4 protein-coding genes are annotated in these 11613 nt (G+C 64.5%); 2 read left to right on the plus strand and 2 right to left on the minus strand.

Annotation, left to right across the window (positions count from 1 at the left end; genetic code table 11):
• Positions 1-106: 106 nt before the first annotated feature.
• A complete protein-coding gene (locus BMYO_RS02500; RefSeq protein WP_233428046.1) occupies positions 107-2566 on the plus strand; it encodes a sugar porter family MFS transporter in 2460 nt (819 codons plus the stop codon).
• A 163-nt stretch (positions 2567-2729) separates the two neighbouring features.
• On the opposite strand, the gene BMYO_RS02505 is transcribed toward BMYO_RS02500, so the two are convergent.
• On the minus strand, positions 2730-6953 hold the full coding sequence (locus tag BMYO_RS02505; protein WP_094666994.1) for an ATP-binding cassette domain-containing protein: 4224 nt from the start codon (positions 6951-6953) through the stop codon (positions 2730-2732).
• Between the two features lie 458 nt (positions 6954-7411).
• The gene (locus BMYO_RS02510; RefSeq protein ID WP_233428047.1) at positions 7412-9004 is read right to left on the minus strand and encodes a sugar porter family MFS transporter; all 1593 of its coding nucleotides are present in this window, start codon (positions 9002-9004) and stop codon (positions 7412-7414) included.
• 716 nt (positions 9005-9720) lie between these two features.
• Between BMYO_RS02510 and BMYO_RS02515 the strand changes: the two genes are divergently transcribed.
• The gene (locus BMYO_RS02515) at positions 9721-11544 is read left to right on the plus strand and encodes an AMP-dependent synthetase/ligase (RefSeq protein WP_094666996.1); all 1824 of its coding nucleotides are present in this window, start codon (positions 9721-9723) and stop codon (positions 11542-11544) included.
• Positions 11545-11613: the final 69 nt, after the last annotated feature.

The following is an 11613-nucleotide window of genomic DNA, read 5'->3' on the forward strand; positions in this document are numbered from 1 at the left end:
CGCGAAAACGGTCGCCTAGTATGGGCACGTATCCCCCATAGCTGCGTTGAGAGGAAGAGAGCATATGGCGGGGCTGTTTCGGACTGCCACACATCAGCGGAATCCTTTGGGAACGACCATACGCACCCAAGGGTCGGGCAAGTACACCTTCGGCCTGGCGCTGAGCGCGGGCCTTGCGGGTCTGTTATACGGGTACGACACGGTGTCCATTTCCGGCGCCATCGAATTCCTGCGGGCCAAATACGGACTGGACACCCTGATGGAAGGTTTCGTGATCTCCTCCATCATGCTCGGCGCCGTCATCGGCGCGGCGACCGCCGGCTTCCTGTCCGACAAGTTCGGCCGGCGGCGCATCCTCATCATCGGCGGCGCGTTCTTCTTCGTCGCGGCGATCTGGAGCGCGCTGACCGTCAGCCCCATCGATCTGATCGCGGCGCGTATGGTCGGCGGCTACGGCATCGGCCTGACCGCGGCGCTGGCCGTCACCTATATCACCGAATCGGCGCCGACCAACATCCGCGGACTGCTTTCCTTCTCCTATCAGATGCTCGCGGTATGCGGCATCTTTCTGACCAACGTCATCAACTACATCATCGCCTCCTATGGCACGAACGACTGGGATGTCGACACCGGATGGCGTTGGATGCTCGGGCTCGGCGCGATTCCGGCGGCCGCGTTCCTGCTGGCGATGATGGCCGCCCCGGAAAGCCCGCGCTTCCTCATCCAAGCGGGCAAGACCAATGAGGGATTCGCGGTGCTCGAGCACATTCTCGGCACCGAACGGGCACGTCTGCGCACCGACGACATCAGCGCGTCGGTCAAGCTCGAGAACGAGATGTCCCACGAATTCCATGATCTGTTCCGTCCCGGACTGCTCAAGGCGCTGGTCATCGGCATCTTCCTCGCCGTGGCCAACCAGTTCGTCGGCATGAACGCCATCTCCTATTACGGCCCGGTGATGTTCGCGGACATGGGATTCGGCGGCGACACCGAATTCCTCGCGGCCGCGAGCGTGGGCGGCGTGGAACTGGTCGCCACGGTCATCGGCATGTATCTCATCGACACGTTCGGGCGCAAGCGGCTTATGGAAGTGGGCGCCAGCCTGATGTGCCTGTTCGCACTGTGCATATCCGCCTCCTATCTGACAGGCAGGCCGCTGCTCACGCTCATCTTCGTGATGGCGTTCACCGCATCGTTCGCGTTCTCGATGGGACCGATCCCGTGGATCGTCATTCCGGAGCTGTTCCCCACCTATCTGCGCGGCCGCGCCACCGGCCTGTGCGTGATGTGCCTGTTGTTCGCCAACTGGGTCATCGCCCAGTTCACGCCGATGATGCTCGATGGTCTGGGCGGCGGCGTCTCGTTCGCGATCTTCGGCGCTTTGGATCTGATGTGCCTGTTCGGCATCGTCCTGCTGGTGCCGGAAACGATGGGACGCACGCTCGAGGAGATCGAGCATCTGTGGCAACCGAAAACGAAGTTGGCTTCGGCGCGGTACGCCCTCAGCTCGGCCGACGCGAACATCCGTCACGCCGAGGCGACGCTGCGGCGCATCGAAAACGAACGTGTGCAGGCCATGGGCATCATGACCGCCGCACAGCATGCGCGCATCGCGGCACAGCAAAAGATCTTCGACATCGAGACTGCGGCGCGGCGGGCAGAGGCACAGGCGCAGGCCGAAGCCGAGGGGGCACAGGCGCAGGCCGAGGGGGCACAAGCCGAGTCCCAAGCGAAGGCTCAGGCCAAGGAGGCGCGGCTCGAAGCCATGCGGGGCCAGCGGACCAAGGCCGTCCGCGCGCGGTCAGCCGAACCTCAGACCGAACTCCAGACCGTGCGGCAGGGCGTGCGGCAAATGGCACGACAGGCCATCGCCGGCGTACGTACAACGGATGCCGGCGCCACGGACGCCCTGACTGCGGCGGAACACTCACCCACCGGCGCCCGATCCGCGCAGTCCACGCAGTCCACGCAATACCCGTCCGACGACGCCACATTATCCGCACACGAGCGTTCCACAGCGGGCACGACACAGTCCTCGATACCCGGAAACTCCATGAATTCCGCGGATTCCCCTGATTCCGCAATTGCCGCGGAATCGGCCGCGCACACTGCGGCAATCGAGGAGGCTGCGGCGCGCGCGGCGGTCGATGCTCTTGCCGATACACTGCCCGATGACCTGTCCATGTTCCTCAAGCGGTCGAGCACGCGTCTTCCCGCGAGCGAGACCTACAGCATTGCCGGCACCGACAGCACCGGCGACGTCGACAATTCCAGTGGTGTCTCCGAACTTGGCGTCTCTAACCGCGAAGCCAGCCACAATGCCAGTCACAGTGACGGTTTCGATGCCATGCTTGACGCCACCATCACCCGATCTGCCGATGCCACACGACGGACCTCGATATCGTCGGTCGAACGTTCCCAGGATATCGATTCAACGCGCGGCGTACTGCTGCCCACCGGCAACAGGGACTATGACGGACAGTCCTATTCCGAGACGGAAGACGACCGCGAAGCCCGCGCCATCGATGCGGCCCTTGACTCGCTGGACGCACTCATCAAGGCATAGGCTCATTAAAGCTTAGATAGTGACTATTAAAGAAGTCCCGATACCCACACGGTATCGGGACTTCCGTCTTTTCCGCATCCCAGACACAGGCATCCGATACCGGAACACTGCATCGGGGAGCCCGAACGGTTAGTGAACCGCCTGCGTAGAAGGCCTTAAGAGGTCACATCTGCAGCACGCGGTCGGCGATACGCATGGCGGACTCGCGGTGGGAGACGAGGACCACGGCCGCGCCGGAACCGTCACCGAACTCACCGGAACCCTCACCTGTCCTACTGGAACCATCACCAACCGCGCCGGAACCATCACTTGCTCCATCGGAACCAGAACCGGAACCGGCACCTGCCCCGCCGTCAGCCAGCGCATGAATCGACCGCAGGATGATGGCCTCGTTGAGCGCGTCAAGCCGACTCGTCGGCTCATCGAAAAGCACGAGCTCGGCGTGACGCAGGAACACGCGAGCCAGTCCGATGCGCTGTCGTTCACCCTCGGACAGCCGGTCGCCGAGCTCGCCCACCTGGGTGTCGAGACCATCCGGCAGGGAATCGATGAGGTCAAGCACCGAGGCCTTGGCAAGGGCCTCGCGCAACACACCGTCATCCACACCCCGCTCAATCTGCGGTTCCGGCAACGCGATGAGCAGGTTGTCGCGGATCGTACCGTCGAACAGATGCGTCTCCTGACTCATCATCGCCTGCATATGGCGGCGATGGTGGGCGTCAACTTCGGGCAGCGGCATGCCGGAGAGCAATACCCGGCCGCGCTGCGGGTCCCAGTAGCGCATAAGCAGTTTGAGCGTCGTGGACTTGCCTCGGCCGGACGGCCCCTGAATGCCGAGCACGCCGTGACGCGGGATGTCCAGCGCGAAGTTGTCAAGGATGGCGGTGCCGGAGGCAGCGGTCCCCGCCGCCGCAGCATCATGCGGCGAGACAGACGAAGCAGCATCCGGCCGCGGATACGCGAAGGTGACATGGTCCAGCGTCATGCCCGCGTATTGAGGGGTGGCGATGCCGGTTTCGACCACGGCCGGAGCCTCGTCCATGATGCCGAACAGGCGGCGCGCGGCCGCGAACGTCTGCGTGAGGTTCGCCGGCAACGCGCTCAGGGCCAGCATCGGGCCGAAGGAGCTGACGAACAGCACGAATGCGGCGGTCAACGCGGGGATACGGTGCGGGTCGGCGGAGGCCAGCGCAATCACCACGGCGACGGCGATGGCGGTGAGCAGGAACACCAGCAGTCCGCCGATGCCGGCGAACCGACCGTTCACGCGGCTCAGCTTGGCGTGGTCACGCCACAGAGCGCGCGTGCGCTCCTCGATGGCCTGCGCGCGCTCCTCGCCGCGACCAAATCGGATGATTTCGTCCAGACCACGCATGTCGTCGAGCATCACGTTGTCCAGCTGGCCGGCCGCACCGCGGATGACCGGGCCCAGATTGTGCACACCGGTGGCGAAGAACCGCGGTATGACCACGCCGATGATCAGATGGGACGCGATGAGCATCAGAGCCATCCACGGATTGAGCGTGGCGATGACGATGGCGTACACCACGGTGGTGGTCACGGCGATGACGACCGGGCTGATGGTGTGCGCGAAGAAGATCTCCAACAGTTCCACGTCGGTGGTGAGCATGGCGATGAGGTCGCCCTTGCCCTTGCCGGCGAGCTTGGCCGGAGCGAGTCGCCGCAATGCCGCAAACGCCTTGGAACGGAAGAGCGCGAGCAGGTGGAAGGCCACGTTGTGGTTGAGGTACTGCTCCACGTATCGGGTGACGCCGCGCAGCAGCGCGCAGACGATCATGCCGCCCACGGCCGGGCCCACGCCCATGCCCCACACCGGGTTGCCGGCGAGCGCGAATCCCGCGATGATGCCGAACACCGGCAGGAACGTGGCCGCAAGATGGCCGATGGAGCCGGAGACGGAGGCCGCCGCCATCAGTCTGGCCAGCGGCGTGGCCTCCTTGAGGAGCCTGCCGACCACCTGAGTGGTGGTCAGCGCAGGCGGATTCGCCGCCGAAGTGGGTTCAGGCCGCTCGGCAGCTGGGGCCGCGTCCGCGTCATGTGACGGGGCTTGAGCCGGCTGGGAGGCGACGGGCGACTGCGAGCCTGCGCCTACGGCCGCGTGCGCATGGCCAGAGCCTGCGCCTACGGCCACGGCCGCATGGCCGGATTCCGCAGCGACGACCGAGTCGGAGGACGGCCGGAGGACATGACCGGAACCGTCATCCACGCCGAGGCGATCCTGCGAATCCGCAACATGGCTTCCGATCGCATTGGTGTCGGCGAAGTCGAGGCCGGGGATGCGTCGGCCGCCGGCGAACCGTTCGATGTCGGCCTGCGTGTCGTACAGCTTGGCGTATGCGCCGCCGGCGGCCATGAGCTCGTCATGCGTGCCGGTCTCAACCGAACGCCCGTGCTCGAGCACCACTACCTGATCGGCATGCTCCGCATTGGCCATGCGATGGGTGATCATGATGACGGTCTTGCCGCGCTGTTGCGCCAGTTCGCGGATGGTATCGAGAATCATCGCCTCGGATTCGACGTCCACGCTGCTGGTGGCTTCATCGAACACGAACACCGGGGAATCGTGCAGCAGCGCGCGGGCGATGGCGATGCGCTGTCGTTGCCCACCGGACAGATTGGCGGCATCCGGTTCGATAGTCATATCGAGGCCGGCCGGCTGCCGGCGCACGAAGTCGGCGATGCGGGCCTGTTCGAGCGCGGCCCACAGTCGGTCATCAAGCGCGGACGTCGTGGCATCACCGGCAGGCAGTGCCATAAGCAGGTTCTCGCGCAACGTGCCGGCGAACAGGTGGCTGCGAGCGCCAATCAACGTGACGGATTGCGCCAGCGTCTCCCCCGACAGCTCGGACACCTCCACGCCGCCCAATGCGAGCGAGCCATGGTAGCCGATGAGTGAGCCGGCGAGCAGCGCGGCGGCCGTGGACTTGCCGGAGCCGGAGACGCCGACGATGGCGGTGAACCGGCCGGGACGCGCGGTGAACGTGATGTCGGCAAGGGCCGGGGATGCGGCGGATGCAACGGACGCGGCTGACTCGGGCTTGCCGGAGTCATTGTTCTTGGCGCTTGCCGCCGCATTGGCATCACGCTTGGCCTTGGTTCCAGCGCCAGAACCATATGAGAACCCGACATGATCGAACGCGACGGTCAGGCCGTCTCCATCACCATCGCCATCATCGGCGTCGGCCGGCAACGTGGCGGTGCCATGCTCGGGTTCGGGGGTGTCGAGCAGCGCGAAGATGCGCTTCGTGGAGGTCATGCCGTTCATCGCCACGTGGAAGAACGAACCAAGCTGGCGCATCGGGATGAAGAACTCGGCGGACAGCAGGATGATGAACAGCAAGCCGGTGAGAGTCAGCGGGAAGCCGGCACCAAACGGCATCAGGTAGTGCAGCCCATAGGCCACGTACGCGAGCGGGCCGTTCAGGTCGGCGGCCCACATCATCGGCGACCAGACCGTGCCGGGCTGGTAGGCGCCGTTGGTGTGGGCGTACTGCCACAGGGCCACGCCGATGCCTGCCGCCGCGCCGCCGTACGCCACGACGTCCATGGCCGTGAGGGAGCGCAGCTGGATCTGCAGCACGCGCATGGTCATCACGCGGAAGCCTTCGGCCTTCCGGTCCATGTCGGCGGCCGCGTGGTCGTCGGCGTCGAAGTTCTTCAGGGTTTCCAGGCCCTGCAGATTGTCAAGGAAGGCGGCACCCATGTCGGTGTAGCGGCCCCAGTATTTCTTGAAGGCGCGTGCGGCGGTCATCGAAACCATGCCGGTGACGATGATGATGAGCGGCGCACACAGCAGCATGGTCAGCGCGGAGGGCATGTTGATGGGCGCGATGACGATGAATAGCGTAATCGGCGCGAGAATCGCGTAGAAGAACTGCGGCAGGAACAGTTCGAAGAAGCTCTGAATCTGTTCGACGCCCTCGCCGGCGGACTGGATCACGTCGGCGGTGGTCACGCGGGACTTGTAGGACGGCCCGAGCGCGATCATCTTGCGGTACAGCTTGGAACGCAAAGCGAGTTTGACCCGCTCGGCGGCCTCGGTGCCGAGCCGCGCCGACCAAGTGGTGGCGGCGTAGCGGACGAGTGCGCAGACGATGAGCATCGCCACGTAGATCATGAGGTCGCCGGCCATCGGCGCAACGGCGACGCCGGGCACATCGAACAGATTCGTCGGGCAGTCGGCCGGCGACGCGGCGTCACAGGCGAACATGTGCGGGTCGGCGGCGGTGAGCAGCCCCTGCAGCAGCATGACCACGCCCACCATGAAGCCGATATTGGCGAGCAGGCTGACCCACATCAGCGCCACTTTGCCGGCCACCAACCGGCCGATTCCCGGCGCGATCTGGAATAGTCGTTTGTCGAACATTGTTCCCCTCATCATGTCTGTGCCGGCGCACCTCGCGGCGCGCAATCCTATGCCACACTATGCGAAAGCCTCTCGGGCGCGCAAGGGCATTGCGCCAACAGCGCCATCGGATGCGTCCGATCGGCGTGACGAGCGACTAATCCCGTGACGTTCGCCGCGTTCGACTCATTCGCGCAACGCCGTCACCTTGATATGCCACAGATATGCCACAGATACGCCGCACAGACTTGTCATACGAAAAACCGCCTGCGCAAGGCCACCATAAGCGATGGCTTCACACAGGCGGTGACCAGTGGTCCGTCTCACAATTGTCTGAGTGGTTACCGCCCCTCTGGCGAGGGGCTGGCAGAAGCTGACTGGGAAAGCGAGACAGCGGCCGAAGCTCTCAATTATTAGTAGCAGACCACTGGATGCCGAATGAACACTATATGGGCGTCGCCTGAGCGCGGCGCACCGGCTCAGCGCCGCTTCTGCGCGGCGACCAGCGCCTCGGCGGCGGCCTTCGTGGCGATCGCGCGTTCCTTGGCACGACGGGCGCGGGCCAGCTCGGCCTCAGCCGCCTTGATATCGGCCTCGGCCTGCTTGAGATCGGCAGTGGCGCGCACCACCTCAAGCTGCGCGTTGGACTGCTTCTCGTCCTTCGGCTTCCACAGTTCGGCGATCTCCTCGAGCGTCTTGTCCTTGGTTTCCGGCACGAAGGTGATCACGCCGACGAAGCAGATCAGGTTGGTGCATGCGAACACCAGGAAGGTGCCCATGCCGCCGATGCCGTTGATGAGCATCGGGGTGAACTGGCCGATGGCCCAGTTGGTAGCCCACAGGAACACCGTGCAGATGCCAGTGGCGCGTCCACGCAGGTAGGTCGGGAACAGCTCCGGAATCATAATCCACGGAATCGGGCCCATTGAGAACGCGAAGCAGGAGGTGAAGCACATCACGAAGATGAGCATGAGCAGCTGGTAGTTGTTCGCGTAGGAGAAGGAAATGCCGAGTGCGAACAGCACCATGAGTCCGGAACCCACGGCCATGAGCTTCTTACGGCCGGCCGTATCGATGAGATACATGCCCACCACGGTGAACACGAGTTCGATGCCGCCCACGAGCGAAGAGGCCAGGAACTCGGTGTTGCCACCGAAGCCCATGTGGGAGAACATGACCGGGCCATAGTAGGAGATGGCATTCATGCCGATGGCCTGGTTGAAGATAGCCAGGAAGATGCCGATGAGCAACGCCTTGCGCAGGCCGGGCTTGAACAGATCGGAGAAGCTGGCGTTGGCCTCGCGCTCGGACTTGATCTGCAGCTGGATCTCCTCGACGTCGCGACGGGCCTTGTCCGAACCGTTGATGCGCTCGAGCACCTTGTAGCCCTCTTCGACGCGGCCGGCCTGCACGAGGAAGCGCGGCGACTCCGGGGAGAACCACAGCGCGACCACGAAGATGGCGGCCGGGATGGCGCCGATGCCCAGCATCCAGCGCCAACCGAAGTCCACGCCCCAGTCATGGCTGCCGGAAGAGGCGATGAAGTAGTTGATGACGTTGGTCAGGAAGATGCCGGAGATCGTCAGCAGCTGGTAGGCGGAGGTCAGGGCGCCGCGGATGTTGGTCGGGGCGGACTCGGTGATGTACGTGACGGCGAGCGCCGCGGCCAGACCGATGCCGATGCCGCCGATCACACGGGCCAGAATCAGCGTGAACGGGCTGAACGTGAAGGCGCTCCACAACGCGGCCACGAAGAAGAACGCACCGCCGAACATGAGGATCTTGCGGCGGCCGTACTTGTCGGACAGGAAGCCGGAGAAGCCGGCGCCAATCACGCCGCCGATCATGATGGAGCTGATGACCAGGCCCTGCAGCGCCGGGCTCAGCGCGTACTTGGTCTGGAGGAAGTCGATGGCGCCGGAGATGGACACCGTGTCGTAGCCGTAGAGCAGACCGGCCAGACCTGCGCTCAACGCCAGACCGACGATGTAGCGACCGGAACCGCGGCGCTGGTGGTCGTCCTCTTCTTCAACCGTTTGAACGGACTCACTTGCGGATGTCACTTGACTCACGGCAGTAACCTCGTGTTTCTTTCTTCAGTATTACTTCTCTTGCTTCTCTCACGTTCCTGTGGCAGTCGTGACGCTTCACCATGCCGCCCGAGATCATCCGACACCGTCCACCACCACCGTCCGATGACATGGCGGGCGGCATAGCGGATGGCAGGACGGAGCCGTTCAACGACGGGAAAGCACGGATGCATGCACCATATGGGCGCCAAATTGTTAGCGATAACATAATTGCCGAAGGATACTATATCGTCAACCAAGCCCGGCAAAGCCCCCAACATGCGAGCACCCAAAAACTGTTGTCAAACTGTTATCCATGCCATCGGACGCCTCGCGCGGACGCCGTTCTTCCTCGCCCGCCGCGGAATCAACCTCAGCGTTGTCCCCGACACCATCCCCGGCGATATCCCATCATCGTTCCAGCACTACCACAACGACACCACCACGGCTGAATCCTCGACGTCATCCCAGGTCCACCCATTTCGACGCCAGTCCCGCACCTCGTAGGCAATCGACAAAGCCTTGTAGGCAATCGACAAAACCCATGCGCCAACTTCTCCACTCCCCACAACGCGAGCCACGCTACGGCAGCGTAACCTCGGTGACAGCATGGCCGGAAACGTCAATCCCGCGACAGCACCGACGCGCCGGCCATCAGACAGGACATCAAGACGTCAGTCAGCCGCACGCCACTTACGTCACGAAGGAACATGCCGCATATGCTTACCGAATACACCACGCCGGGCGAGTCCATCCAGCTGCGCGACGATCAGACCATCTATTCGCTGCTCACCGACCGACTGGAGCGCACCGGCGCCTCCACGGTGACCGCCGCCAAGAAGCTCGGCCCCGGTCATTGGCAGGACGTGACCACCGGGGAGTTCCACAAGCTCGTCGTCTCCGCCGCGAAGGGCCTGATCGCCCTAGGCATCCGCAAGGGCGACGCCGTGACGATCTTCTCCTCCACCCGCCTCGAATGGGGTGTGCTGGACTTCGCGCTGGCCGCGGTGGGCGCGGTGAGCGTGCCGATCTACGACACCGACTCCGCATCGCAGGCCCAGCGCATCATGAACGATTCCGACGTGAAGCTGGCCTTCGCCGACAATCGCGAGCGTTACGACCGTCTTGACTCGGTCAAGGACAACTGCCCGGCCCTGCGTCAGATCCTCATGATCGAAGGCAACGCACTGGGCGCACTGGAAGGCCTCGGCGTGGCCGTCTCGGACGAGGAACTGGAGGAGCGCGCGGCCACCGTCACCACCGACGACCTCGCCACCATCGTGTACACGTCCGGTTCCACCGGCAATCCAAAGGGCGTGGAGCTGACACACCGCAATTTCGTGTCCATCACGCTGGCGGCCTCGCAGGCGCTGCACCAGATGATCCTCGACGACCATCCGCGCCTGCTGCTGTTCCTGCCGCTCGCGCACTGCTTCGCGCGCTTCATCCAGTACGCCTCCATCGCCTCGGACGACGGCGTGGTCGGCTATCTGCCGGACACCAAGTCGCTGCTGCCGGATCTGCGTTCCTTCGAGCCGACGTACCTGCTCGGCGTGCCGCGCGTGTTCGAGAAGGTCTACAACGCCGCCTCACACAAGGCGGGCGCCGGTTGGAAGGGCCGTCTGTTCCTCAAGGCCGCCGAGGCGGCGCGTGTCTGGAGCCGCAAGGAGCAGGCCGGCATGAAGCACACGCTCGGCGAGATCGCCGAACATGCCCGTTACGACGCCCTCGTCTATCGCACGGTGCGTGGCGCGCTGGGCCCGCGCATCAAGTATGTGGCCTGCGGCGGTGCCCCGCTGTCGTTGGATCTGGCGCATTTCTACAATGGCATCGGGCTGCCGATGATCCAGGGCTACGGCATGACCGAAACGGCCGCCCCGTTCGCCGCCACCCGCGTGGACGACAACGTGATCGGCACGGTCGGTCAGCCCGCGCCCGGCTCCTCGGTGCGCATCTCGGACGACGGTGAGCTGCAGGTCAAGGGCCCGAACGTCTTCCGCGGCTACCACAACCTGCCGGAGAAGACCGCCGAGGCGTTCACCGCCGACGGTTGGCTGCGCACCGGCGATCTGGCGGAGATCGATGACGCGGGCCGCATCATCATCACCGGCCGTATCAAGGACATCATCATCACCGCCGGAGGCAAGAACGTCTCCCCCATCCCGCTGGAGGAGGAGATCGCCAAGTGCCCGATCGTGGAGCACTGCGTGGTGGTGGGTGACCGTCGCCCGTTCATCGGCGCGCTGGTCACGCTCGACCCGGAGTCGCTGGCCGTCTGGCTGCCCGCCCACGGACTGTCGTCCGAGACGCCGGTGGACCGGCTTGCGGCGAACGCGGCGGTGCGCGAGGAGATCCAGCAGTATGTGGACAAGGCGAACGCCACGGTCTCCCGCGCCGAATCCGTACGCAAGTTCGTGGTGCTTGACGACCGGTTCACGCAGGAGAACAAGTGCCTGACGCCCTCGCTCAAGGTGGTGCGCCCCGCTGTCAACCGCGTGTTCGCCGACGTGATCGACAGCGAAATCTACAACGGCAAGCACTGACCGGGGGACGGCGGCTCAACCGCTTGGCATGATTCGGCGGCTCGATGGCCCAGCCTGATGGTTCGAGCC

The organism is Bifidobacterium myosotis, from assembly GCF_002259745.1.
In the GTDB taxonomy this organism is placed as follows: domain Bacteria; phylum Actinomycetota; class Actinomycetes; order Actinomycetales; family Bifidobacteriaceae; genus Bifidobacterium; species Bifidobacterium myosotis.